The sequence below is a fragment of the Streptomyces collinus genome (genome assembly GCF_031348265.1).
Classification (GTDB): Bacteria; Actinomycetota; Actinomycetes; order Streptomycetales; family Streptomycetaceae; genus Streptomyces; species Streptomyces collinus.
This window is the reverse complement of the sequence record NZ_CP133771.1, coordinates 6,493,571-6,517,542: the sequence shown is the minus strand read 5'-3', so window position 1 is coordinate 6,517,542 and position 23,972 is coordinate 6,493,571. Positions and strand designations below refer to the sequence as shown.

The window sequence follows — 23,972 nt, the reverse complement described above, 5'->3', positions numbered from 1 at the left end:
CTAACCGGCGGGCGCGACGAGCCGGTAGCCGACTCCGCGTACGGTCTCGATGAGGGCCGGCATGCGCAGCTTGGCGCGCAGGGACGCCACATGCACCTCAAGGGTGCGCCCGGTCCCCTCCCAGCTGGTCTGCCACACCTCACTGATGATCTGCTCCCGGCGGAAGACCACCCCGGGCCGCTGCGCGAGCAGGGCCAGCAGGTCGAACTCCTTGCGGGTCAGCTGGATCACCGATCCGTCCACGCTGACCCTGCGGTTGGGCAGCTCGATGTGCACCGGGCCGAGCCGCAGCTCGGTCTCGATGCCGCTGGAGGTGTCCTCGTGGGAGGTGCGCCGGCTGACCGCGTGGATACGGGCGAGCAGCTCCCCGGTGTCGTAGGGCTTCACCACGTAGTCGTCGGCGCCGAGGTTGAGACCGTGGATGCGGGAGCGCACGTCGGAGCGGGCGGTGACCATGATCACCGGGGTGCTGGTGCGCTTGCGGATCTTGCCGCAGACCTCGTACCCGTCCTGGTCGGGCAGGCCGAGGTCGAGGAGGACGACGCCGAAGCAGTCGCCCTCGGGGACGAGTGCCTGGAGGGCCTCCTCACCGCTGCGCGCGTGCGTGACGTCGAACCCGTGTCGCGCCAGAACCGCCGACAGGGCGGCGGCGACGTGGTTGTCGTCCTCGACGAGCAGCAGTCTCATCCGGTCCCCCTTCGGTTCACTGGCCGTACGATCTAGATGTGTACAAAAAGGCGTGCACGCGCGCGCGTGCACCGTGTGCAGTCACGCTGATGGATGCGGACGGCGTCAAGAGGGTTCCGGTTGCGGACCGCTTCCGTTACCCGCCTGGTATGAGAGCTGCTCCCAAGTGCTACGACACGTGTCCGATTGCTATCGGATCGTGATGCTCAGATTCCCCTCAGATGTAATGACGCAGGTCGTACGGGGTTACTACTGTCCTCCGAAACCGAGGAGGACGGAGCCTGAGAGCGATGACCGAAGTATCGGTGGCCAAGGAAGATGTGGCCGCGACCGGAGAACTGGTCGTCCTGAAGAGCGTCAACAAGCACTTCGGCGCGTTGCACGTACTCCAGGACATCGACCTGACGATCGCCCGCGGTGAAGTCGTCGTGGTCATCGGACCCTCCGGGTCCGGCAAGTCCACCCTGTGCCGCACCATCAACCGCCTGGAGACGACCGACTCCGGCACGATCACGATCGACGGCAAGCCCCTGCCCGCCGAGGGCAAGGAGCTGGCCAAGCTCCGCGCCGACGTCGGCATGGTCTTCCAGTCCTTCAACCTCTTCGCGCACAAGACCGTGCTCGAGAACGTGATGCTCGGCCAGATCAAGGTCCGCAAGAAGGACAAGAAGGCGGCTGAGGAGCGGGCCCGGGCCCTGCTCGACCGGGTCGGCGTGGGCGCGCAGGCCGAGAAGTACCCGGCGCAGCTCTCCGGCGGCCAGCAGCAGCGCGTCGCCATCGCACGGGCGCTGGCGATGGAGCCGAAGGTGATGCTCTTCGACGAGCCGACCTCCGCGCTCGACCCCGAGATGATCAACGAGGTGCTGGAGGTCATGCAGCAGCTCGCCCGCGACGGCATGACCATGATCGTCGTCACCCATGAGATGGGTTTCGCACGATCGGCTGCAAACCGCGTGGTGTTCATGGCGGACGGCCGAATCGTCGAGGAGGCTGCGCCCGACCAGTTCTTCAGCAATCCGCGCAGCGATCGTGCCAAGGACTTCCTGTCGAAGATCTTGCACCACTGAGGCGCGCATCGCACACGCGACGATCCGCGTCACCCGCAACGACGGTTTTCTCTTCACGGCAAAGGATGTTCACAATGAAGCTCCGCAAGGTCTCCGCTGCGGCTGCCACCGCTCTCGTTCTCGCCCTGACCGCCACCGCCTGTGGCGGCGACGACGGCGGTGACTCCAACGGCTCCGGCTCCGGCGGCAGCGACAAGATCAAGATCGGCATCAAGTACGACCAGCCCGGTCTGGGCCTGAAGGAGCCCGACGGTTCCTTCTCCGGCTTCGACGTGGACGTGGCGACGTACGTGGCCAAGGAACTGGGCTACGAGCCCGACCAGATCGAGTGGGTCGAGACGAAGAGCGCCGACCGTGAGAACGCGCTGTCCCGCGGTGACGTGAAGATGATCGCGGCCACGTACTCGATCACCGACGAGCGCAAGGCGAAGGTCGACTTCGCCGGTCCGTACCTGCTGGCCCACCAGGATCTGCTGGTGAAGTCGGACTCGGACATCAAGGAGGGCACCGACCTCAACGGCAAGAAGCTGTGCTCGGTGACCGGCTCCACCTCGGCCCAGAACGTCAAGAACGACATCGCCCCGAAGGCTCAGTTGCAGGAGCTCGGCGGCTACTCGGAGTGCATCGCGGGCCTGCAGAGCGGTGCCCTCGACGCCGTGACCACGGACGACGCGATCCTCGCCGGTTTCGCGGCGCAGGACCAGTACAAGGGTCAGTTCAAGCTCACCGGACTGAAGCTGAGCAACGAGAACTACGGCATCGGTGTGAAGAAGGGCGACACCGAGACCCTGAACAAGATCAACGACGCTCTGGAGAAGATGGTCAGCGAGAAGGCCTGGGACAAGGCCGTCAAGGACAACTTCGGACCGGCGAACTACAAGAACGAGGAAGCCCCGAAGATCGGTCAGATCGTCCAGTAACGCGGGACTCCGCCGACGCAGGATCCCCGCGATCACAGCGGGGATCCGCAGGCGCGCCGCCGCCCATCGCTTCTCCGGCGGCGGCGCGGCACGTCCGCCACCTAAGCCACACACCCGGAAGCGCGGGAGATCGTGTTCGACTTTCTTTCTGACTATGACAACCCGACCCTGCTGGGTGCCTTCTGGGTCACGGTGCAGCTCACCGTCTTCTCGGCCGTCGGCTCCCTGATCTGGGGCACCCTACTGGCGGCCATGCGGGTCAGCCCGGTCCCGCTCATGCGTGGCTTCGGCACCGCCTATGTGAACCTCGTCCGTAACATCCCCCTGACCGTCATCATCGTCTTCACCTCGCTGGGCCTCGCCAACATCTTCGGGGTCACGATGGGCACTGAGGACCTAAAGGACAGAGCCTTCCGCTTGGCGGTCCTCGGCCTCGTCGCCTACACCGCGGCCTTCGTTTGCGAGGCGATCCGCTCCGGCATCAACACCGTGCCCGTCGGACAGGCCGAGGCGGCACGGGCCATCGGGCTCAGCTTCAGCCAGGTCCTGAGGCTCGTCGTGCTGCCGCAGGCGTTCCGCTCCGTCATCGGTCCGCTGGCCAACGTGCTCATCGCACTGACGAAGAACACCACCGTGGCGGCCGCGATCGGCGTGGCTGAGGCCGCCCTCCTGATGAAGGAAATGATCGAGAACGAGGCACAGACGCTGCTCATCGGCGCGATCTTCGCCTTCGGTTTCGTGGTACTGACCCTGCCCACTGGCCTCTTCCTCGGTTGGCTGAGCAAGCGACTGGCGGTAAAGCGATGACGTCCGTTCTCTACGACGCCCCCGGCCCGCGGGCCAAGCGGCGCAACGTGCTCTTCTCGGTGGTCTTCTTCGTCCTGCTGGCCCTGCTTCTGTGGTGGATCTGGCAGACCATGGACGAGAAGAACCAGCTGGAATGGGCTCTGTGGAAGCCCTTCACCACCTCCGAGGCCTGGACGACGTACCTGCTGCCAGGCCTGGCCGACACCCTGAAGGCCGCCGCCCTCTCAATGGTCATCGCCCTCCCGCTGGGCGCCGTCCTCGGCATCGCACGCATGTCCGACCACCGTTGGGTGCGCATCCCGTCCGGCGCGGTGGTCGAGTTCTTCCGGGCGATCCCGGTGCTGCTCCTGATGCTGTTCGCCAACGAGTTCTACGTCCGCTCCACGGGCATCCCCAGCGACGAGCGGCCCCTGTACGCGGTGGTCACCGGTCTGGTGCTCTACAACGCCTCGGTCCTCGCCGAAATCGTGCGTGCGGGCATCCTGTCCCTGCCCAAGGGCCAGTCGGAAGCCGCCATGGCGATCGGCCTGCGCAAGAGCCAGACGATGAGCAGCATCCTGTTGCCGCAGGCTGTCACCGCCATGCTGCCGGCCATCGTCAGCCAGCTGGTCGTCATCGTGAAGGACACCGCGCTGGGCGGCGTGATGCTCGGGTTCACCGAGTTGCTCAACACACGCAGCACCCTCGCGGCCAACTACGCGAACGTCATCCCCAGCTTCATCGTGGTGGCGGTCATCTTCATCATCCTGAACTTCATCCTCACGTCCTTCGCCTCGTGGCTGGAGCGCAGGCTGCGCCGCAGCAAGCGGAGCACGGGTGCTGTTCTCGGTGCCGACAAGGTCGACGACGTCAACGCGGCCGAGGTGGGTGGCACCTACGGCACCGGTGCCGGCGGTTCCATCTGACGCTCGTTAATTCTCTTCTACTGTGGCCCGCCGGGTTTCCGGCGGGCCACAGTCGTGCCGCGCAGAATCCAGCCGGTGACGCCCACCCCTGACACCTCCTCAAGTGACAAGTGAGCCGCCCCGCTACCCTTGATGCCGTTCCATGATCGCCACCAGCCCCTCGTTACTTGACGCAAGCACCGGCAATGGGTTGCATACGTTCTGTGATCGTGCACCCTGCTCCAACTTCCTGTTCACCTACGTCTCTCAGGACACCACCGCGGGCAGGGGGCGCTACGCCGTGGACCCGGTGATCATCGTCGGAGCTGGGCCCGTCGGGCTCACGCTCGCCCTTGCGCTGGCACGTCAGGAAGTCCCGTGCGTCGTCCTCGACGAGGGCCCGGGCAAGGACGAGCCCCGTGCGGCACGCACCGTCGTCCTGCGCGAGGACACCGCCGCCCTCGTGGAACGGCTGACCGGCGTGCCTCTAGCCCGAGCCGGTGCGCGCTGGGCCGGATGGCGGTCGATGCGGCGCAAGCAGGTGATGCGCGAAATCGTCTTCGACGGCACCGAGCCCGCCCCCCTGCACATCGCCCAGCACGTGCTGACCGGCGCCCTGCGCGCCGCCCTCACCGGCGAACGGCTCGTCAAAGTCGCCGTGGAAAGCCGCCTCGACGGGATCGAGCAGGAGCCATCCGGCGTCACCGCTCACACCCGCGGCCCCAAGGGCACCTGGTGGCGCGGCAGTTTCCTGGTCGGCTGCGACGGCCCCCGCTCTACTGTGCGCAAGCTGCAGGACATCCGCTTCCCGGGCCGTACGGCGGTGGAACGTCACGCCGTCGCCGCGCTCCGTACGAAGCTGCCCTGGCACGACGAGGCGTTGCTGCACCGCCTGCCGCCCTGGCGCATGTCCGGCCCCTCCGCCGGCGAGGTCACCGCCCGGCCACTGCCGGACGGCGTGTGGCGCCTGGACTGGCTCCTGCCGCCCGGCAAGGACCTGGTCACACCCGAGCTGCTGCTCACCCGTATCCGGGAGACCCTGGCCGGCTGGGCGGGCGGCACGACTCCGCCGTACGAGCTGCTGGACACCGGTGTCCACACCGTCCACCACCGGCTGGCCCGTCGCTGGCGTGCCGACCGCGTGTTCCTCGCCGGGGACGCTGCCCACCTGCTCGGCGCGCTGGGCACGCACGGACTGGACGAGGGCCTGCGGGACGCCGACAACCTCGCCTGGAAGCTGGCCCTGGCCTGGCACCACGGACCGCACGAAGCGCTCCTCGACAGCTACCAGACCGAACGCCGGGCGGTCGTGGCCGCCCGGCTCCGCGCCGCCGACCAGGCGCTGCCGCTGCTGCGCGGCGGTGCGGGGCTGCGCGCCGTCGTACCCGGCTCCTCCCGGGGCCACGACGCCCTCCTCACGGAAGGGCACTTGGGGCACGGCCAGCTCGGCGCGCCGGGGACGTACGCCGACTCGCCGCTCGCGCCTCAACTCCTCGACGGGCAGACCCCGGTCGAGACACCGCTCGGCGCACCCGTCACCGACGTACGGGTCACGGCGGAGGACGGCACCTTCGTCCGGCTACGGGACCGGCTCGGCCGCGGCGCGCTGCTCGTGGTGCTGATCGCGCCGGGCACGGGCGTGTGGGAGCGCAAGCACTGGGTCGGCGCCGGCATCATGCCGCAGCTCGCCGCGGCGGTCACGGCACTGCCGCACCCCGCCGAACTGCTCGTCGCCGAGAGTTATCCGGGCGCGGCCGCGCACACGGTGCTGCTGGTGCGTCCCGACGGGCACCTCGTCACCGCCCTGGGCGGAGTGCGCCCTGCCGACCTGTACGCGGCGGCGGAGGCCACCGTGGGCGGACCGGTGAAGGCGCAGGCAGAGGCCGGTGCTTCGGCCGGCTCGCACTGACATCGATCCCTCGGTGGTGTGCTCACTGTCACGGTGCGTCCGCATGGTGACAGTGAGTTGACCCGTTTGGGCGGCCGTGGTGTACTCCGGTGCGTGACCGACACCTGTGTGCGCCTGTGGCGGAGGGTCCATATGGACCTCCTCCGCTATGCGGGCTGCGTGTGTCGTCCGTCCTGCTGACTTCGCATTTCTCCTTCTCACTGTGCGCGCCGCGCTCTGACCGCGTGGGCTTCCGCGCCTCCTTCGCGAACCCTCATCAGGACCCTCAGGACGGCAACCCGTGTCTGTATCGCCACCTGCACCCTCCTCTGCATCCCCCTCTGCGGCCTCCTCCGTTTCCTGCGCCGGTTCGGCTCCCACGCAGGCCGACCTCTACGAGTTCGTCCGGCGTACGGCCGCCGACACCGAGCTGATCGACTCCCTGCCGCTCGACCCGGAGGGCCGCACCTGGGTGCGGCTGGACGGGCCCGGCGGCAGCGAGGCCTGGCTGATCGGCTGGCCTCCCGGCACGGGCACCGGCTGGCACGACCACGCCGACTCGGTCGGTGCCTTCCTGACCGCGTCGGGCGAGCTCAGGGAGAACTCGCTCGCCGCGCGGCTGCCCACCGACGGCTGGAAGACCCTGGAACTCGCCGAGGACGTGGACCGGGAACGCCGGCTGCGGGCCGGCCAGGGCCGCGCCTTCGGCCGGCACCACGTGCACGAGGTGCTCAACGAGTCCCCCGACCGGCACGCGATCTCCGTCCACGCCTACTACCCGCCCCTGCCGCAGATCCGCCGCTACAGCCGCAGCGGTCCGGTCCTGCGCCTGGAGCAGGTCGAGCGCCCGGAGGACTGGCAGTGAGCGCCGCACCCGGGCCGGCGAGCCGCGACCCCCGGCACCCTCTCGGCATCGACGCGTTGCTGGAGCGGGTCCGGGCGGGCTACGAGCGCATCGAACCGCAGGAGGCGTACGAGGCCGCCCGGGCCGGCGACGCGCTCCTGGTCGACATCCGCTACGCCGCCCTGCGCGAACGGGACGGCCTCATCCCCGGCGCCCTGGTCGTCGAACGCAACGAACTGGAATGGCGCCTCGACCCCCAGGGCAGCCACCGCCTCCCCGAGGCCACGAGCCATGCCCTGCGCATCGTCGTGATCTGCAACGAGGGCTACGCGTCCAGTCTGGCGGCCCAGTCCTTGCACCAGCTGGGACTGCACCGGGCCACGGATCTGGTGGGCGGCTTCCAGGCATGGCGAGGGTCGGGGCTGCCGGTGGTGTGAGCCGGAGCCCCAAGGGCTGTCGGTGAGTCGGTCGGCTGCCGGCTCAGTACCCCTCGTCCGCCAGGAACTCCGTGTCCTCGCCCTCTTCCTCCAGCGCCTGCCTCACCACACGCAGCGCCATGCCCTCGGAGTAACCCTTGCGGGCGAGCATGCCCGCGAGGCGGCGGAGGCGTTTGTCGCGGTCGAGGCCGCGGGTGGAGCGGAGTTTACGGTCGACGAGCTCCCGCGCGGTCGCCTCCTCCTGCTCGGAATCGAGCTGGGAGACGGCCTCGTCGATCACTGTGGAGTCGACGCCCTTGGTTCGCAGTTCGCGCGCGAGCGCCCGCCGGGCCAGCCCCCGCCCGTGGTGACGGGATTCCACCCAGGCGTCCGCGAAGGCCCCGTCGTTGATGAGGCCGACCTCTTCGAACCGGGACAGCACCTCCTCGGCCGCGTCGTCCTGGATCTGCCGCTTGCGCAGGGCGTCGGCGAGTTGCTTACGGGTCCGCGGGGTCCCGGTGAGCAGGCGCAGGCAGATCGCCCGAGCCTGCTCGACCGGGTCCCCTGGAGGTGCCTCCTGCTCGGCCCTCGACGAGGAAGGGACACCTCCGTCCTCGGCGTCAGGGACCGTCTCGCCGAAGCCGCGCCGACGACGACCTCGCCTGCCGCGCGAACCCCCGTCACGCGGCTCGCCGTCACGCGGGCCTCCATCACGCGGGCTGCTTCTGGGCGAGCCGCCCCCGTGCGGCCCGATGTCGCCCCAGTCTTCATGCAGCCGGTCGCCCTCGGGAGGCGTGTCCCCCGAGCCGTCCTCCCTGCCCAGGGCTGAGCGCATGCCGCCTCCGGTGCCCCTCCCCCGTGGGACACCGAAGGCGTCGTACTCGTACTCCGCCCAGTCGGTTCGCCGTGTCACGGGTCAGCTCTTGGCTGCGGCGGCCTTGGACTTGGCGGTCTTGGCCGGTGCCGGGGCGGGGACGGCGGGTGCCGCGTCGGCCGGTGCGGTGACCGCGGCGTCCGTGCCCGGCTCGGCGGCCGGCTCCTCGGGACGCACGCCGACGCCCAGCTTCTCCTTGATCTTCTTCTCGATCTCGTTGGCCAGGTCGGGGTTGTCCTTCAGGAAGTTGCGCGCGTTCTCCTTGCCCTGGCCGAGCTGGTCGCCCTCGTACGTGTACCAGGCGCCGGCCTTGCGGACGAAGCCGTGCTCCACGCCCATGTCGATCAGGCCGCCCTCACGGCTGATGCCCTGGCCGTAAAGGATGTCGAACTCGGCCTGCTTGAAGGGCGGCGCGACCTTGTTCTTGACGACCTTGCAGCGGGTGCGGTTGCCGACCGCCTCCGTGCCGTCCTTCAGGGTCTCGATACGGCGGATGTCGATGCGCACCGAGGCGTAGAACTTCAGCGCCCGGCCACCGGTCGTCGTCTCCGGGGAGCCGAACATCACGCCGATCTTCTCGCGGAGCTGGTTGATGAAGATCGCGGTGGTCTTGGACTGGTTGAGCGCGCTGGTGATCTTCCGCAGGGCCTGGCTCATGAGGCGGGCCTGCAGACCGACGTGGCTGTCGCCCATCTCGCCCTCGATCTCCGCGCGCGGGACGAGCGCGGCGACGGAGTCGATGACGATGAGGTCGAGGGCGCCGGAGCGGACCAGCATGTCCACGATCTCCAGGGCCTGCTCGCCGTTGTCCGGCTGGGAGAGGATGAGGTTGTCGATGTCGACGCCGAGCTTCTTCGCGTACTCGGGGTCGAGTGCGTGCTCCGCGTCGACGAAGGCGACCTGGCCGCCGGCCTTCTGCGCGTTGGCCACCGCGTGCAGGGTCAGGGTGGTCTTACCGGAGGACTCCGGTCCGTAGACCTCGACGACGCGGCCGCGCGGCAGGCCGCCCACGCCGAGGGCCACGTCGAGGGCGGTGGACCCGGTCGGGATGACCTCGATGGGCTCGTTGACCCGGTCGCCCATGCGCATGACCGCGCCCTTGCCGAATTGCCGTTCAATCTGTGCGAGAGCGGCATCCAGGGCCTTCTCGCGGTCGGTTCCTGCCATGGGTTCCACCCGATTTGCTTGAGTCGATCGCTTCACGTCAAAGACGCTAACGCCTGCCACTGACAATGCGTCCCGACGCACGTCCGGCCTGTGGATAACTCGGGCATTTACCTACCCAAAGTACGTCGAAATGCCCTTCGTTGAGCCTCGCCGGCGCTTCCATGAGAATGGATGTTCGATTTTCGTGTCAAGCGCACCGCACGGCACCACACGGCACCGCACCGGATCCGGCATCCGGCATCCGGCATCCGGCATCCGGCATCCGGCATCCGGCATCCGGCACCACGCATGCCGCACCGGCGCCCAGCGCCCGGCGCGGCAGCACCCCACCCCACCCCATGCCGTAGCGGGTGCGCTCCCGCCCGAGTACCGTGCGTCTGCACAGACGTGCGCGCGCTCAAGGGGGAGATGGGATGTGCCGGATCACCGCGGCGGGCAAGGAGGCCGCCGTCGCACGGTTCTTGCAGGAGTTCCCGGAGGCACCGCGCGCCGGCCGGGATCACCCCGCACTGCGCGGCTGTGACGACATCCCCTGGGCAGACTTCGGGTGTCCAGCCGGGGTCCCCGCCCTCCTGCGCGGTCTGCTCGACCCGGCCGCGGCCGCCGAGGCCGAGCGGGTGCTCTGCAACGTCCTGATGGACGGTGTCTTCACGCTGGGCCCGGCCATGCCGGCAGCTCTGCCGTTCCTGCTCCGCCTCGCCGCCGATCCGGCGGTGCCGGTGCGGACCGAGCTGGTCGAGGTCCTGTTCGTCGTCGCGGAGCTCTCGCACCCCGTCGACGGGGGCAGTGAGCGGGCGATCCGGTTCCTGGGCGGCGACCGCGACCACCCGGAACGCGCACGATGCCGGGCCGTGTTCTTCGAGCACGCCGAACTGGTGCGCGGTCTGCTGGACGACCGGACACTGCCGGACGGGCTCATCCCACCCGAGGAGCGGGCCAGCCTGCTGAAGGCCGCAGCAGCGTAGGAGCCGGGCCGTTCGTGCCGCTCAGGAAGGCCTCTCCCCCGAGCCCTCGCCCCCGCCTCCGGGCTGCTCCGCCCCCGGCCGCCGTGCCCACAACCCCCTGGCGCGCGTGAGCAGGCCCGCCCCTTCTCCCCGTCGGTGATGGCCGTGCACCCGGGGGTCGTCCGTGACGTCGTAGCGCCTGACGTACGCCCCCAGGAACGCCTGGAGCGTGGCGATGGCGGGGATGGCGATGAGCGCGCCGACTGCGCCGAGGAGGGCGGTGCCGGCGATGACCGAGCCGAAGGCGACGGCGGGGTGGATGTCGACGGTCTTGGAGGTCAGCTTGGGCTGCAGCACGTAGTTCTCGAACTGCTGGTAGATCACCACGAAGATCAGCACCCACAGCGCGTACCAGGGATCCACCGTGAACGCGATCAGCATGGGCAGGGCGCCCGCGAGGTAGGTGCCGATGGTGGGGATGAACTGCGACACCAGGCCCACCCACACGGCGAGCACGGGCGCGTAGGGCACGTCCAGGGCCTGCAGCAGGACGAAGTGCGCCACACCGGAGATCAGCGCCATCAGACCGCGGGAGTAGATGTAGCCGCCGGTCTTGTTCACGGCGATCTCCCACGCGCGCAGCACCTCGGCCTGGCGGGCGGGCGGCAGGACGGAGCAGATCGCGCGCCGCAGTCGCGGGCCGTCCGCGGCGAAGTAGAACGAGAACAGGGCGATCGTGAGCAGTTGGAAGAGGCCCCCGATGACCTGGGCGGACACGTCCAGGACGCCGGTGGCGCTGTTCTGGACGTAGTTGCGCAGCCAGTCGGAGCGGAGCAGGCCCTCCTGGATGTCGACGCGTTTCAGGTCGGTCTTGAAGTGCGTGTTGATCCAGTTGATGACGGAGTCGAGGTATTCGGGGAAGCCCTCGATCAGCTTGATGATCTGGTCCGCGAGGACGGAACCGAGCAGGGTGACGAAACCGGCCGACACGACCACCACGCCGATGAAGACGACGAACGCGGCGAACCCTCGGCGCATGCCGCGCGAGGCCATCCAGCTCACCGCGGGCTCGATGGCGAGGGCCAGGAAGAACGCGATGAGGATGTTGATCAGCAGGCCGGTGAGCTGGTGGAAGGCCCAGCTGCCCAGCTGGAACACGGCGACGAGGGCGAGCGCGAGCACCATGGCACGGGGCAGCCAGCGCGGCATGCGGCCGTTCGCCCCGGCCCCGCCGACGGGGGGCCGGACGGGCGGCGTCGTGCCTGAAGCTGAGGACTGCTGGGCTGCCTGCCCGGTCTCGTCAGTGGGTGCCACGGTCCAAGTCTCGCCCACGCCACCGACAGCCGTCTGCCCGCCCTGCGATCTTCACGACCCGGCAGCGATGTCCGACACCGGCCGACAGGTCCGGCTGCTGGTCCCGACCATCGGCCGACGCTCGCCAGGTGCTGGCGGCCCGGCCCTCGGCCCGACGCTCGCCAGGTGCTGGCCCCGACCGTCGACCCGACGCCTACCGGCCGATGGTCTCCGGCCCTCGCCGCGGCAGCGGTCAGCGCCTCTCCCTGGGCACGTCCATCACCGAGCAGACCACCTGCCAGACCTCTTTGGCGCCCCAGCCGGCGTCCAGCGCCTCGTGCACCGTCCGCCCGCCCAGCTCGGACATGACGTGATCGCGCGCGAAGGTTTCGGCGTAACCAGGACCGAAGTGCTCCGCCATTCGCTGCCAGAAGACCGTCAACCGCATGCCTCCAGTATCCCGCCCCTGGGGTGGGCCTGGGCCGTGACCGCCTGCCGGCGCCGCTTCGCGCCCTACGGTCTGACCCATGGCCGCAACAGGAGCTACCGAAGTCCCCCCGACGCCCCCGCCGCACAGCCCCGTCGCGCGCGCGGAGCGTTTCGTCTGGCTCACCGCACGAGTGCTCGAGCAGCGCCGCTTCGCCCACCACTTCCGGGGTGCCGCCGCCGACCCGGTGGAGACCGCCCTTGACGCCTACCGCAACGAGGACGGCGGGTACGGCCACGCGCTGGAGCCCGATCTGCGCGGGCCGGTCAGCCAGCCGTTGCACACCGCGCACGCCCTGCGCGTGCTGGACGCGGTCGGACGCTGCGCCGGCCAGCGCGTGGAGCGTATGTGCCGCTACCTGACGTCCGTGTCCACGGCGGACGGCGCCCTCCCGGCGATCCACCCCAGCCAGCGTGACTACCCCACGGCTCCCTTCGTGACGGTGGTGGACGACCCGCCCAGCGACCTTCTGGCCACCGGGCAGGTCGTGGGGCTGCTGCACCGCAACGAGGTGTGGCACGCCTGGCTCTTCCGGGCGACGGACTTCTGCTGGCAGGCGATCGAGTCCCTGGAGAAGTCGCACCCGTACGAGATCGAGGCCGCCGTGGCCTTTCTGGACTCCTCCCCGGACCGTCCGCGCGCTGAGGCGGCCGCCGCCCGTCTCGGCCGCCTGGTCCGCGCACACCGCCTCGCGGCCCTGGATCCCGGCGACCTCGACGCCTGTCCGGTGTCCCCCGGCTACGCCCCGGGGGAGCACCACTTCCCGTACGACTACGCGCCGACACCGCGCTCCCTCGCGCGCGCGTGGTTCACGGACGACGAGATGGCCCGGTCCCTGGACCATCTCGCGGCCCAGCAGCAGGAGGACGGCGGCTGGCCCGTCCGGTGGCGCCACTGGGCCCCGGCGCCCGCCCTGGAAGCACGCCCGCTCGTGACGATCGAGGCCCTGCGCGTGCTCAGCGCGTACGGCCGCGCCATTTACTGATCACCCGGCCCCCATGGCCCGCACCCCGGCGGTCACCAGCACGGCCGCGGCCACGACCAGCAGGAACGGGGCGCGCAGCACCAGTGCGACGGCCGCGGCGGCGAGTCCGGCGGCCCGCGCGTCCAGCACCAGCGTCTGCCCGTCGGCGAAGGTCTGCTGGGCGGTGAGGGCCGCGAGCAGCGCGACGGGCAGCAGTGCGGCGAGGCGTTTGACGAGGGGCCGCTCCAGGGCTCCCGCCGGCACCAAAAGGCCGGCGAGCTTGACGGCGTAGCACCCGAGGACGGTCACACCGATCGCGATCCAGACGTTCACCGCGCGTCCCCCCGTCCCCGGCGCCGGCCGTCCGCCCACAGCACGGCGGGCGCCGCCAGCGCGGCCAGCAGCACCGGTACCCCGGCGGGCAGGACGGGCAGCAGCCCGAGCCCCAGCAGCACGGCGAGCCCGGCGACAGCCCGCTCGGTGCCGGACTTCAGCATCGGCGCGAGCAGCGCCAGGAACACCGCGGGCCCGGCGGCGTCCAGGCCCCACGCGTCGGTGTCCCCGATGGCCTCGGCGCCCAGGGCACCGAGCAGTGTCGTGAGGTTCCACAGGAGGTACAGGGTCAGCCCGGTCACGACGAACCCGAGGCGCGCGGCGCGGCGCGTGGGCTGGGCGAGCGCGACGGCGGCCGTCTCGTCGATGACCCACTGGGCGGCGAACGGCCGCACCGCGCGCGGGAGCGCCAGCAGCTGCGACAGACGCAGGCCGTAGAAGGCGTTCCGCACGCCGAGGAAGAGGGCCCCCGCGGCGGCGGTGAACGGGCCGCCTCCGGCCGCGAGGGCCCCCACCAGGGCGAACTGGGACGCGCCGGTGAACACCAGAAGACTGAGCGCGCACGTCTGCAGCAGCGTGAGTCCGCTGCCGGCCGAGGTCACTCCGAAGGCGAACCCGGACAACCCGACGGCCACCCCGACCCCCAAGGCGTCGCGTACGACGGCCCGGTCCGCCTTCCCACCGATGTCCACGTCTTCATCTTCGAGAGCTGTCCGATCTGCCACACCGGGACGCTACGGCCGGCGGCTACCGCGGGTCTTGTACGTTCTTGCGCTCCCGCTGGTAAGCGCCGGGAGGCACGCCCACCATCCGGGTGAAGTGCCGGTTGAGGTGCGGCTGATCGGTGAACCCGACGGCCACGGCGGCCTCGGAGGGCGCCGTCCCCGCGTCCAGCAGCTGTCGCGCCCGACGTACCCGCGCGTCCGTGAGCCACGCGTGCGGCGGCATGCCGTAGACGTCCCGGAAGGCTCTCAGCAGGGCGAACGGGCTGGTCCCGAGGCCGGCCGCAAGTCGCTCCAGGCTCGGGGGACACGTCATCCGCTCCTCCAGCACACCACGCGCGCGTGCCGCGATCCGGGCTCCCGCCGTCCGCACCTCCCGCCGAGGCAGGGGCCCGCCGTTCAACCGCAGCAGCCTGGTCACGGCGACGCGCAGCAGTGTGTCCGCGGCGAGCGCATTGCCCTCCTCAGCGGCGCGCAGCACCTGGTGCACCAGGCTCACGGCGTAGGGATCGTCCACGACCGGGCTGACGAACCCCGGCGTCCCCCGCAGGGCCGTCGTCTCGGCCGCGATCTCCGCCACCACGCCGGGCGGCGGGTACACGGCCCCGTACCGCCACCCCTCGGGCACCCCGGCCCGTCCGGTGTGCGGCGTATCGGGATTCACCAGTGCCAGGGCCCCGGCCCCCGCGTACTGATCACCCCCGCCGTGGTGGAACACCTCCACCCCGTCGGCGATGGCGGCGATCACGAAGTTCTCGTGTGTGTGCCGCACGAACGTCTTGTGCACGTACCGGGCCCGCAGCAGATCGACCCCGGGCAGCTCGTCGTACTGCCAGTGGCGTGCGCGCTCGTTCATACGACCATTGTCCGCGGCGGCGGCCGGGGCGCTGCACCACGGCCGGACCCGGCGGCGAAACGGCAGGCGGCAGTCGGGGCACTGCACCCCGACCGGACCCGGCGGCGAAACGGCAGGCCGCAAGGCGGCGCGGGCCCGTTGTCAGTGCCGAGGTGCACGATGGACGCATGCCCAGCAATGCGCACCGAGCCCTGGACGGCTTCTCCCCCGCGACCCGCGCCTGGTTCACGGGTGCCTTCTCCGCGCCCACCGCGGCCCAGGCCGGTGCGTGGCAGGCCATCCACGAGGGTTCGGACGTGCTGGTCGTCGCCCCCACCGGCTCCGGAAAGACCCTGGCGGCTTTCCTGGCCGCCCTGGACCAGCTGGCCTCGACGCCTCCCCCGGCCGACCCGAAGAAGCGCTGCCGCGTCCTGTACGTCTCGCCCCTGAAGGCCCTGGCGGTGGACGTGGAGCGCAACCTGCGCAGTCCGCTGACCGGCATCCGCCAGGAGTCGGTGCGCCTCGGCCTGCCCGAGCCCGAGGTCAAGGTGGGCATCCGCTCGGGCGACACCCCCGCCGCCGAGCGCCGCGCCCTGTCGACTCGTCCGCCGGACATCCTGATCACGACCCCGGAATCGCTGTTCCTGATGCTGACGTCGGCCACGCGCGACGCGCTGGCGGGCGTGGACACGGTGATCCTCGACGAGGTGCACGCGGTCGCCGGCACCAAGCGCGGCGCCCATCTCGCGCTCTCCCTGGAGCGGCTGGACGACCTCCTCCCGAAGCCCGCCCGCCGCATCGGCCTCTCCGCGACGGTCCGCCCTGTGGACGAGGTGGCCCGTTTCCTCTCGCCCCGCCGCAAGGTGGAGATCGTCCAGCCGGAGTCGGGCAAGGAGTTCGACCTGTCCGTGGTCGTCCCGGTCGAGGACCTGGGCGAGCTGGGCGGCTCCCCGGTGGCGGACGGCCAGGAAGGCGCCGAGCGCCCGTCCATCTGGCCGCATGTGGAGGAACGGATCGCCGACCTCGTCCAGTCCCACCGCTCGACGATCGTCTTCGCGAACTCCCGCCGCCTCGCGGAGCGCCTCTGCAACCGCCTGAACGAGATCGCGTACGAACGGGCCACGGGCGAGACGCTGGACGAGCACCACTCCCCCGCCGAGCTCATGGGCGGCTCGGGAGCGGCCCAGGGCGCCCCCCAGGTCATCGCCCGCGCCCACCACGGCTCGGTGTCCAAGGAGCAGCGCGCCCTGGTCGAGGAGGACCTCAAGGCGGGCCGCCTGCCCGCGGTCGTGGCCACGTCCAGCCTCGAACTGGGCATCGACATGGGCGCGGTGGACCTGGTCGTGCAGGTGGAGTCGCCGCCCTCCGTCGCCTCCGGACTGCAGCGCGTCGGCCGGGCGGGGCACCAGGTGGGTGCTGTCTCCACGGGGGTGGTCTTCCCGAAGTACCGCGGCGACCTGGTGCAGGCGGCGGTGGTCACCGAGCGCATGCGCACCGGCTCCATCGAGTCCCTGAAGGTCCCGGCCAACCCGCTGGACGTCCTGGCGCAGCAAGTGGTCGCGATGACGGCCCTGGACACCTGGCAGTTCGACGACCTTCTCGCCGCCGTCCGCCGGGCCGCCCCCTTCGCCTCGCTGCCCGAGTCGGCCTTCACGGCGGTCCTCGACATGCTGGCCGGCCGCTATCCCTCCGACGCGTTCGCAGAGCTGCGCCCGCGCGTGGTGTGGGACCGGGTCACCGGCGAGATCACCGGCCGCCCCGGCGCACAACGCCTCGCCGTCACCTCCGGCGGCACGATCCCCGACCGCGGTCTCTTCGGTGTCTTCCTCGCGGGCGCCGACCCCAAGAAGGGCGGCGGGCGGGTCGGCGAGCTCGACGAGGAGATGGTCTACGAGTCCCGCGTGGGTGACGTCTTCACGCTCGGCACCAGCTCCTGGCGCATCGAGGACATCACCCGCGACCGCGTCCTGGTCTCCCCGGCTCCGGGCGTGCCGGGCCGGCTGCCCTTCTGGAAGGGCGACCAGCTGGGCCGCCCGCTGGAACTGGGCCGGGCGGTGGGCGCGTTCCTGCGCGAGGTCGGGTCGCTGCCCGAGGACGACGCCCGGCTGCGTCTCCTGGCCGCCGGTCTGGACGCGTGGGCGGCGGACAACGTGCTGTCGTATCTGAAGGAGCAGCGCGAGGCCTGCGGTCACATCCCGGACGACCGGACGATCGTCGTGGAGCGCTTCCGTGACGAGCTCGGCGACTGGCGCGTGGTCGTGCACTCGCCGTTCGGCGCCCAGGTGCACGCCCCGTGGGCGCTGGCACTCGGCGCGAAGCTGTCCGAGCGGTACGGCATGGACGCGCAGGTCATGCACGCGGACGACGGCATCGTGCTGCGCCTTCCGGACGCCGACCTGATGAGCCTGGACCTGCTGGACCAGGAGCCCGTGAAGACGGGCCGGGAGTACGACGCCGAGCAAGCCCCCGTGGGCGCGGCGGACGTCGTCTTCGACAAGGGAGAGGTCGACCAGGTCGTCACCGACCAGGTGGGCAGCTCCGCCCTGTTCGCCTCCCGCTTCCGTGAGTGTGCCGCCCGCGCGTTGCTGCTGCCCCGGCGCAACCCGGGCAAGCGCACCCCGCTGTGGCAGCAGCGGCAGCGCGCCTCGCAGCTGCTGCAGGTGGCGAGCGAGTTCGGCTCGTTCCCGATCGTCCTGGAGGCGGTCCGCGAGTGCCTCCAGGACGTCTTCGACGTCCCCGGCCTCGTGGAGTTGATGGGGGACCTGGAGTCCCGCAAGGTCCGCCTGGTCGAGGTCACCACGGCCGAACCGTCCCCCTTCGCGCGCTCCCTGCTCTTCGGCTACGTCGCCCAGTTCCTGTACGAGGGCGACTCCCCGCTGGCCGAACGCCGCGCCGCCGCCCTCTCGCTGGACTCCCGGCTGCTGGCCGAGCTGCTGGGTCAGGCGGAACTGCGCGAGCTGCTCGACGCAGAGGTGCTGACCGAACTGGAGCGGGAGCTGCAGTGGCGCACCGATGACCGCCGCGTCAAGGACGCCGAGGGCGTCGCGGACCTCCTGCGCCTCCTCGGCCCGCTCACGGAGGCGGAACTGTCGGAACGGGGCGCCGAACCGCAGTGGGCGCAGAAACTCGCCGGTGCCCGCCGCGCCATCCGGGTCCGGATCGCGGGCCAGGACCACTGGGCGGCGATCGAGGACGCGGGCCGGCTGCGCGACGCGCTGGGCACCGCCCTGCCGGTCGGTGTCCCGGAAGCCTTCACAGAGCCCGTCAAGGACCCGCTCGGCGATCTCCTCGCCCGCTACGCCCGCACCCACGGCCCGTTCACCTCGGCCACGGCAGCGGCCCGCTTCGGCCTGGGCGTCGCCGTCACCGAGGGCGCCCTCCAGCGGCTCGCGGCGGCGGGCCGGGTCGTTCAGGGCGAGTTCCACCCGGCTGGCATCGGCCAGGAGTGGTGCGACGCCACCGTGCTGCGCCGGCTGCGCCGCCGCTCCCTGGCCGCGCTGCGGCACGAACTGGAGCCGGTGCCACCGGCCGCCCTCGCCCAGTTCCTCCCCCAGTGGCAGCACATCGGCAAGGGCCACTCCCTGCGCGGCGTCGACGGACTGGTCCGGGCCATCGAGCAGGTCCAGGGCGCGTCCGTACCGGCTTCCGCCCTGGAGAAGCTGGTCCTGCCCTCCCGGGTCGTGAACTACACCCCGGCGATGCTGGACGAGCTGACCGCAGCCGGAGAGGCGGTCTGGGCCGGGGCGGGCTCCCTCCCCGGCAAGGACGGCTGGGTGTCCCTCTACCTGGCGGACGCGGCCCCCCTGCTCCTGCCGCCCCCGCACCCCCTGGAGCTGACCGCCCTGCACCAGTCCGTCCTGGACACCCTCTCCGGCGGCTACGGCCTGTTCTTCCGCCAGATCGCCGACCAGGTCCGCGCCACCACGCACCCCGAGGCCACCGACCCCCAGCTGGCCGACGCCCTCTGGGACCTGGCCTGGTCCGGCCGCCTGACGAACGACACGCTCACCCCCATGCGCTCCCTGCTCGGCTCGGGCCGCACCGCGGGCTCCACGGCCCACCGCGCCAAACGCGCGGTCCCGCGCGGCCGCTACGGCTCTCTCACGGCCGCGGCCCGCACCGCGTCCCGCTCCGGCCCGCCGACGGTCGCGGGCCGCTGGTCCCTGCTCCCCGCCCATGAGCCCGACGCCACCGTGCGGGCCCATGCCCTCGCCCGCACCCTCCTCGACCGGCACGGCGTCGTCACCAGGGGTGCGGTGTCGGCGGAGGGCGTCGAGGGCGGCTTCTCGGCGACGTACCGCGTCCTGTCCGTCTTCGAGGAGAGCGGCCAGGCCCGCCGCGGTTACGTGGTGGAGGGCCTCGGCGCCGCGCAGTTCGCGATGGACGGCGCGGTGGACCGCCTGCGCGCGGTGTCCAACGCCCGTGACCGCGGCGAGGACCTGCCCGGCCCGCCTCCCGCCTTTGAACACGCCCCGTTCCCCGCCCCTGATCTCACCGGCCCGGACGACTCGGCTCCCGCCCACGACTTCGCCGGCCCGGACGACTCCGCCCCCTCCCACGACCACACCGACGCCCCCGGCCCCGACGGCTTCCCCGACCTCGACACCTCCTACGACACCCCCCGCCCGTCGCCGGGCGAGTGGGTCTCGCCCCGCGACTACGCCGCGCAGGCCGCACCCTCCTGGCAGAACGGGCGCGCAGCCTACGACCAGGGGTTCGGGGGCCGGCGTAGCCGCCCCGACGGCGCCTCCCGGGCCGTCGTCCTCGCCGCCGCCGACCCGGCGAACGCGTACGGCGCCGCCCTGGCCTGGCCCGAGCCCCCGACCGGCGCCGGGCACAAGCCGGGCCGCAAAGCGGGCTCCCTGGTGGTACTCGTCGACGGTGAACTGACCCTCTACATGGAGCGGGGCGGCAAGACTCTGCTGGCCTGGGCCGCCGACCCCGACGGCGCCCCCGCCGACGACCCCCGCCTGCGCAGCGCCGCGGAGGCCCTCGCCGCGGCGGCTCGCGCGGGTTCGCTCGGCACGGTCACGGTGGAGCGCGTCAACGGCGCCCAGGCCCTGACGTCCCCCATCGGGACCCTCCTGGAAGGAGCGGGCTTCATCGCGACCCCCCGAGGACTCCGCCTGCGCGCCTGACGCCCCCGCCACAGCCGGTCCGGCTCCACACAGTCGGACCGGTCCGCACACAACCGACCCGGGCCGCCCGCACCTCCGATGATCCGACCCCGCACACAACCGACCCGGCCGCCCACACGGCCGTCGTGCCACCCTTGACCCATGCCCGAAGGTGACACGGTCTGGCAGGCCGCGGGGCGGTTGCACGACGCCCTCGCGGGCAAGGTGCTGACCCGCAGCGATCTGCGGGTCCCGCGCTTCGCCACGGCCGACCTCACGGGCCGCGCGGTCCTGCACGTCACCGCGCGCGGCAAGCACCTCCTCACCCGCATCGAGGGCGGCCTCACCCTCCACTCCCACCTGCGGATGGACGGCTCCTGGAAGGTGTACGGGAACGGCCAGCGCTGGAGCGGCGGTCCCGGCCACCAGATCCGCGCGATCCTCGGCACCACCGACCGCACCGCCGTCGGCTACCGCCTCCCCGTCCTGGAACTGCTGCGCACCACCGACGAGCACCGCGCGGTCGGCCATCTCGGTCCCGACCTCCTGGGGCCCGACTGGGACCCCGACCGGGCCCTCGCCAACGTCCTCCAGGACCCCTCCCGCGAACTCGGCGAGGCCCTGCTCGACCAACGCAACCTCGCCGGCATCGGCAATGTCTACAAGAGCGAGCTCTGCTTCCTGCTCGGCGTCACCCCCTGGCTCCCGGCCGGCGACCTTCCCGCCGACCGCGCCACGAAGCTGCCCGCGCTCGCCAAGAAGCTGCTGGAGGCCAACCGCGACCGCCCGATCCGCAGCACGACGGGCCGCCGCAGCCAGGACCTCTTCGTCTACGGCCGCGCACCCCGCCCCTGCCTGCGCTGCCGCACCTCGATCCGCGTCGCCGACCAGGGCGACGGCTCCCGCGATCGCCCCACCTACTGGTGCCCCACCTGCCAGCCCGGCCCCTCCCCCACCCCGGTACGGCGCGGCCGCACTAATTGACGGCCCGTCAGAAATGCTCGTACGGTCCCTGTATGCCCGTCACGGCGTACGACCTCACCGGCCGCACCGCGTTCGTCACCGGCGCCGCGAGCGGCATCGGCCGCGCCTCGGCGCTGCTGCTCGCCGAGGCGGGGGCGACCGTCCACTGCGCGGACCGTGACACCGGGGGTCTGCACGAGACGGCGACCCTGATCAAGGACAACGGCGGCATCGCCCGCACCCACGCCCTCGACGTCACCGACCGGGCCGGGCTGCGGCAGGCCTTCACCTCCTGCGAACGCCTGGATGCCCTGGCGGCGGTCGCCGGGATCATGCACCGCAGTCCCGTGCTGGAGACCCGGGACGAGGACCTCGACCGGGTCCTCGACGTCAACTTCAAGGGAGTGCTGTACGCCTGCCAGGAGGCCACCCGCCTCATGATCGCCCGCGGCACCCGGGGCAGCATCGTCACGATGGCCTCTGGCGCCGTCGACACGGGCGGCCCCGGGCTTCTCTGCTACGGCGCGGCCAAGGCGGCGGTGGTTCAGCTCACGAAGACACTCGCGACGGAGGTCGGCCGGCACGGCATCCGTGTCAACGCGGTCGCCCCCGGCTGGATCCGTACGCCGATGACCGACCGCGGCGACAGCGGCTCCCAGGCGCACACGGAGTCCGTCATGGCCCGAATGTCACCCCTGGGCCGCGTGGGCGAGCCCGAGGACATCGCCCACGCGATCCTCCACCTGGTCTCCGACGCCTCGGCCTTCACGACGGGCCAGATCCTCCGCCCCAACGGAGGTGTGGCCATGCCGTGGTGACGGAGCCCCCGCTCGTCAGACACGCCCCGCAACCGAGCCGCGCCGCCGGGCCACCACCCCCACGCAGCAAGCTCCGCAGCCGAACCAACCCCTACCCTCCCCCCGACTTCACCCCCGCGGCACCCCCGTCTCCGGCCCGGGCCCCCACCCCGGCCTTCAACACCCTCCGCCACCGCCCCGCCCCCACGACCCCCCGAGCCCGCCGCTTGGGCACACAGTGCACGGGCAGCACGCTCAGCCCCCATCCCCCGGCTGCGACCGCCGCCTCCAGCACCCCCGCCTCGGGCACGGCCACCAGTCGCACCACGGCCCACCACCACAGCGCCCCCAGCCCGAGCGTGACCCCGCGGACCCCCCAGTGCCGGCTCCCCCAGCGCACTATCACCGCCATGGCCGCCACCCCCAGCCAGACGCTATGCGGCCACCCGGACCGGCGGAGAGGGCGCACCATGGGCACACGGGCGCACCGCACGCACCGCCCGGGCAGCGCACGCCACTCAGGCCGCGCACGCCGCACAGGCGGCGCACGCACACACAGCGCACCGGCCCCGCAGCGCCCACCCGACCGGCATCGGCCGCGTGACCGGCACCACGCACCCGACCCACCCACCCCACCCCACACACCCGCCCCACACCGCCCAGCCCTCCACCCTGCATAGGCATAGGCATGCTCACAGGCACAGGCACAGGCACGCGCAGGCGCATGGGCATCGGCATGGACACGCGCGCCAGCCACCGCGACGCAGGCGCGAAACCCGCGCCCGGCGCGTCACCCGCTCCCGCGCCCTCTTCCGTCACCCGTTCTCGGCCTGGAACATCCAGTGATGCTTCTCCAGGTCCGCCGTGATCCCGATGAAGATGTCCTGGCTCACCGGATCCGGCTCACCGGTCGCCTCGACCCGCTCCCGCATCCGGGCGATCACCGCGCCCAGCGCTTCGACGAGCGTGCCCACGGCGGTCGTGTCGTCGACCCACCCTTCGGGGGTCACTCCGATCCCGCTGCCGACGGCCACCGTCGCGGCGCGCCCGTCAGGGGAGATCCCGAGGGCCGCTGCGCGCTCGGCCACGGTGTCGGAGTACGTCCGTGCGGTGTCGACGACCTCGTCGAGCTGGAGATGCACGGAACGGAAGCGCTGCCCCACCACGTTCCAGTGGATCTGCTTCGCCACGAGGGCGAGGTCCACCAGGTCGACCAGGGCACCTTGCAGCGCCTCGGACACGGTCTTCAGGCTCGCGTCCGACAACGGACTCTTCACGACGTACATCCGCACCTCCGAGGACTGCCCCCGCCATCCCCTCAACGATGACCGCCGCACGCCCCACCGGCAAACGCACACATATCAGACACGGCCCGTGCGCGACGGCGGCAGCCGGGCCCAGGCAAGCGAAAACCCCGGGCGGCACCCCTCCGGTTCTCCCGGAGAGGCCCGGCCGGGGCCTCGGTCATGCCGTGCGAGAGCAGAACCTCACGCGGCGACGACGTCCACCGCTTCGGCAGGCGCCTTGATGGTCACCCGTTCCGGTGGCACACCGGTCACCGACACGGAACCCAGCATCGAGCGAACCGGCGTGGGTACAGGCTCGCTGGGGGTGGCCGCTGCAGACTGGGCCAGCTCGGCGAGGGCGAGCTCGTCGCTCACTTCCCGCATGAGCTCGGACATCCGTACGTCCAGCGCGTCGCAGATGGCGGAGAGCAGCTCGGAGGAAGCCTCCTTCTGCCCCCGCTCCACCTCGGAGAGATAGCCGAGTGAGACTCGGGCGGACGAGGAGACTTCGCGCAGAGTACGGCCCTGGCGCTGGCGCTGCCGACGCAGCACGTCACCCAGCAGGCGACGGAGCAGAATCATCGGTGGCTCCCTCCTCGGACCGCGTAGCCGCATCCATTACGCCCCACCGTACCGCCTTGCGCCGCGGCCGTGCGGGGAGCGATGTCGTGTTCACT

Annotated in this window: 24 protein-coding genes; 13 read left to right on the top strand and 11 right to left on the bottom strand. The window is 71.6% G+C overall.

Features of this window, described 5'->3' with window-relative positions; all coding sequences use genetic code 11:
- Entirely contained in the window at positions 1-687 is a 687-nt protein-coding gene (locus RFN52_RS29760) for a response regulator transcription factor (RefSeq protein ID WP_184850680.1), read from the bottom strand.
- Between the two features lie 290 nt (positions 688-977).
- On the opposite strand from RFN52_RS29760, the gene RFN52_RS29755 reads away from it, so the two are divergent.
- From RFN52_RS29755 to RFN52_RS29725, 8 genes are all read left to right on the top strand, one after another.
- Positions 978-1,754 carry an amino acid ABC transporter ATP-binding protein gene (locus RFN52_RS29755; RefSeq protein WP_097221293.1) on the top strand — a complete coding sequence of 259 codons (777 nt, stop codon included), beginning with the start codon at positions 978-980 and terminating at the stop codon, positions 1,752-1,754.
- Between the two features lie 74 nt (positions 1,755-1,828).
- Positions 1,829-2,674: a glutamate ABC transporter substrate-binding protein gene (locus RFN52_RS29750; RefSeq protein ID WP_184850678.1), complete on the top strand. Its 846-nt coding sequence runs from the start codon at positions 1,829-1,831 to the stop codon at positions 2,672-2,674.
- 132 nt (positions 2,675-2,806) lie between these two features.
- Positions 2,807-3,481 (top strand): amino acid ABC transporter permease, encoded by a 675-nt coding sequence (locus RFN52_RS29745; RefSeq protein ID WP_184850676.1) that lies wholly within the window; start codon positions 2,807-2,809, stop codon positions 3,479-3,481.
- Positions 3,478-4,386 carry an amino acid ABC transporter permease gene (locus tag RFN52_RS29740; protein WP_184850674.1) on the top strand — a complete coding sequence of 303 codons (909 nt, stop codon included), beginning with the start codon at positions 3,478-3,480 and terminating at the stop codon, positions 4,384-4,386. Before RFN52_RS29745 ends, RFN52_RS29740 begins: the two co-directional genes overlap by 4 nt.
- Positions 4,387-4,666: 280 nt before the next feature.
- On the top strand, positions 4,667-6,274 hold the full coding sequence (locus tag RFN52_RS29735; protein ID WP_184850672.1) for an FAD-dependent monooxygenase: 1,608 nt from the start codon (positions 4,667-4,669) through the stop codon (positions 6,272-6,274).
- 18 nt (positions 6,275-6,292) lie between these two features.
- Positions 6,293-6,454: a putative leader peptide gene (locus RFN52_RS40130; RefSeq protein WP_351118586.1), complete on the top strand. Its 162-nt coding sequence runs from the start codon at positions 6,293-6,295 to the stop codon at positions 6,452-6,454.
- 100 nt (positions 6,455-6,554) lie between these two features.
- The gene (locus RFN52_RS29730) at positions 6,555-7,118 is read left to right on the top strand and encodes a cupin domain-containing protein (RefSeq protein WP_184850670.1); all 564 of its coding nucleotides are present in this window, start codon (positions 6,555-6,557) and stop codon (positions 7,116-7,118) included.
- Positions 7,115-7,534 (top strand): rhodanese-like domain-containing protein, encoded by a 420-nt coding sequence (locus tag RFN52_RS29725; protein ID WP_229857066.1) that lies wholly within the window; start codon positions 7,115-7,117, stop codon positions 7,532-7,534. Before RFN52_RS29730 ends, RFN52_RS29725 begins: the two co-directional genes overlap by 4 nt.
- 43 nt (positions 7,535-7,577) lie before the next feature.
- Here the strand turns inward: RFN52_RS29725 and recX are convergent, their stop codons facing one another.
- Complete coding sequence (gene recX / locus RFN52_RS29720) at positions 7,578-8,426, bottom strand: recombination regulator RecX (protein WP_184850668.1); 849 nt, start codon at positions 8,424-8,426, stop codon at positions 7,578-7,580.
- A gap of 3 nt (positions 8,427-8,429) precedes the next feature.
- Positions 8,430-9,554, bottom strand: a complete 1,125-nt coding sequence (gene recA / locus RFN52_RS29715; RefSeq protein WP_184850666.1) for a recombinase RecA — start codon at positions 9,552-9,554, stop codon at positions 8,430-8,432.
- 413 nt (positions 9,555-9,967) lie between these two features.
- Here recA and RFN52_RS29710 point away from each other — a divergent pair, with 413 nt between their 5' ends.
- Positions 9,968-10,519: a hypothetical protein gene (locus RFN52_RS29710; protein ID WP_184850664.1), complete on the top strand. Its 552-nt coding sequence runs from the start codon at positions 9,968-9,970 to the stop codon at positions 10,517-10,519.
- A gap of 21 nt (positions 10,520-10,540) precedes the next feature.
- Here the strand turns inward: RFN52_RS29710 and RFN52_RS29705 are convergent, their stop codons facing one another.
- Both RFN52_RS29705 and RFN52_RS29700 read right to left on the bottom strand, forming a co-directional pair.
- The gene (locus RFN52_RS29705; RefSeq protein ID WP_184850662.1) at positions 10,541-11,812 is read right to left on the bottom strand and encodes an AI-2E family transporter; all 1,272 of its coding nucleotides are present in this window, start codon (positions 11,810-11,812) and stop codon (positions 10,541-10,543) included.
- A 232-nt stretch (positions 11,813-12,044) separates the two neighbouring features.
- On the bottom strand, positions 12,045-12,239 hold the full coding sequence (locus tag RFN52_RS29700) for a DUF3046 domain-containing protein (protein ID WP_184850660.1): 195 nt from the start codon (positions 12,237-12,239) through the stop codon (positions 12,045-12,047).
- A 79-nt stretch (positions 12,240-12,318) separates the two neighbouring features.
- On the opposite strand from RFN52_RS29700, the gene RFN52_RS29695 reads away from it, so the two are divergent.
- Positions 12,319-13,263 carry a hypothetical protein gene (locus tag RFN52_RS29695; RefSeq protein WP_184850658.1) on the top strand — a complete coding sequence of 315 codons (945 nt, stop codon included), beginning with the start codon at positions 12,319-12,321 and terminating at the stop codon, positions 13,261-13,263.
- Here the strand turns inward: RFN52_RS29695 and RFN52_RS29690 are convergent, their stop codons facing one another.
- Genes RFN52_RS29690 through RFN52_RS29680 form a run of 3 tightly spaced genes read right to left on the bottom strand, consistent with a single transcriptional unit; the run spans position 13,264 to position 15,153 of the window.
- A complete protein-coding gene (locus RFN52_RS29690; RefSeq protein WP_184850656.1) occupies positions 13,264-13,575 on the bottom strand; it encodes an AzlD domain-containing protein in 312 nt (103 codons plus the stop codon). It abuts the gene before it with no gap.
- On the bottom strand, positions 13,572-14,300 hold the full coding sequence (locus RFN52_RS29685) for an AzlC family ABC transporter permease (protein ID WP_184850654.1): 729 nt from the start codon (positions 14,298-14,300) through the stop codon (positions 13,572-13,574). Before RFN52_RS29685 ends, RFN52_RS29690 begins: the two co-directional genes overlap by 4 nt.
- A 22-nt stretch (positions 14,301-14,322) precedes the next feature.
- Complete coding sequence (locus tag RFN52_RS29680; RefSeq protein ID WP_184850652.1) at positions 14,323-15,153, bottom strand: AraC family transcriptional regulator; 831 nt, start codon at positions 15,151-15,153, stop codon at positions 14,323-14,325.
- Positions 15,154-15,320: 167 nt separating this feature from the next.
- Here RFN52_RS29680 and RFN52_RS29675 point away from each other — a divergent pair, with 167 nt between their 5' ends.
- From RFN52_RS29675 to RFN52_RS29665, 3 genes are all read left to right on the top strand, one after another.
- Complete coding sequence (locus tag RFN52_RS29675) at positions 15,321-20,270, top strand: ATP-dependent helicase (RefSeq protein WP_184850651.1); 4,950 nt, start codon at positions 15,321-15,323, stop codon at positions 20,268-20,270.
- Positions 20,271-20,411: 141 nt separating this feature from the next.
- Complete coding sequence (locus tag RFN52_RS29670; protein WP_184850649.1) at positions 20,412-21,233, top strand: Fpg/Nei family DNA glycosylase; 822 nt, start codon at positions 20,412-20,414, stop codon at positions 21,231-21,233.
- A gap of 32 nt (positions 21,234-21,265) precedes the next feature.
- Positions 21,266-22,030, top strand: coding sequence for an SDR family NAD(P)-dependent oxidoreductase (locus tag RFN52_RS29665; RefSeq protein ID WP_184850647.1), 765 nt, complete (start codon positions 21,266-21,268; stop codon positions 22,028-22,030).
- Between the two features lie 91 nt (positions 22,031-22,121).
- On the opposite strand, the gene RFN52_RS29660 is transcribed toward RFN52_RS29665, so the two are convergent.
- From RFN52_RS29660 to RFN52_RS29650, 3 genes are all read right to left on the bottom strand, one after another.
- On the bottom strand, positions 22,122-22,421 hold the full coding sequence (locus RFN52_RS29660; protein WP_184850645.1) for a hypothetical protein: 300 nt from the start codon (positions 22,419-22,421) through the stop codon (positions 22,122-22,124).
- Between the two features lie 403 nt (positions 22,422-22,824).
- Entirely contained in the window at positions 22,825-23,295 is a 471-nt protein-coding gene (locus RFN52_RS29655; RefSeq protein ID WP_184850643.1) for a Dps family protein, read from the bottom strand.
- A 201-nt stretch (positions 23,296-23,496) separates the two neighbouring features.
- Positions 23,497-23,877: a helix-turn-helix domain-containing protein gene (locus tag RFN52_RS29650; RefSeq protein ID WP_033314530.1), complete on the bottom strand. Its 381-nt coding sequence runs from the start codon at positions 23,875-23,877 to the stop codon at positions 23,497-23,499.
- Positions 23,878-23,972 lie beyond the last annotated feature (95 nt).

Coding starts and splice junctions, on each gene's coding strand:
- RFN52_RS29760 (WP_184850680.1), bottom strand. CDS start 687: ATGAGACTGCTGCTCGTCGAGGACGACAACCACGTCGCCGCCGCCCTG.
- RFN52_RS29755 (WP_097221293.1), top strand. CDS start 978: ATGACCGAAGTATCGGTGGCCAAGGAAGATGTGGCCGCGACCGGAGAA.
- RFN52_RS29750 (WP_184850678.1), top strand. CDS start 1,829: ATGAAGCTCCGCAAGGTCTCCGCTGCGGCTGCCACCGCTCTCGTTCTC.
- RFN52_RS29740 (WP_184850674.1), top strand. CDS start 3,478: ATGACGTCCGTTCTCTACGACGCCCCCGGCCCGCGGGCCAAGCGGCGC.
- recA (WP_184850666.1), bottom strand. CDS start 9,554: ATGGCAGGAACCGACCGCGAGAAGGCCCTGGATGCCGCTCTCGCACAG.
- RFN52_RS29710 (WP_184850664.1), top strand. CDS start 9,968: ATGTGCCGGATCACCGCGGCGGGCAAGGAGGCCGCCGTCGCACGGTTC.
- RFN52_RS29700 (WP_184850660.1), bottom strand. CDS start 12,239: ATGCGGTTGACGGTCTTCTGGCAGCGAATGGCGGAGCACTTCGGTCCT.
- RFN52_RS29695 (WP_184850658.1), top strand. CDS start 12,319: ATGGCCGCAACAGGAGCTACCGAAGTCCCCCCGACGCCCCCGCCGCAC.
- RFN52_RS29680 (WP_184850652.1), bottom strand. CDS start 15,153: ATGAACGAGCGCGCACGCCACTGGCAGTACGACGAGCTGCCCGGGGTC.
- RFN52_RS29675 (WP_184850651.1), top strand. CDS start 15,321: ATGCCCAGCAATGCGCACCGAGCCCTGGACGGCTTCTCCCCCGCGACC.
- RFN52_RS29670 (WP_184850649.1), top strand. CDS start 20,412: ATGCCCGAAGGTGACACGGTCTGGCAGGCCGCGGGGCGGTTGCACGAC.
- RFN52_RS29665 (WP_184850647.1), top strand. CDS start 21,266: ATGCCCGTCACGGCGTACGACCTCACCGGCCGCACCGCGTTCGTCACC.
- RFN52_RS29660 (WP_184850645.1), bottom strand. CDS start 22,421: ATGGCGGTGATAGTGCGCTGGGGGAGCCGGCACTGGGGGGTCCGCGGG.
- RFN52_RS29655 (WP_184850643.1), bottom strand. CDS start 23,295: ATGTACGTCGTGAAGAGTCCGTTGTCGGACGCGAGCCTGAAGACCGTG.
- RFN52_RS29650 (WP_033314530.1), bottom strand. CDS start 23,877: ATGATTCTGCTCCGTCGCCTGCTGGGTGACGTGCTGCGTCGGCAGCGC.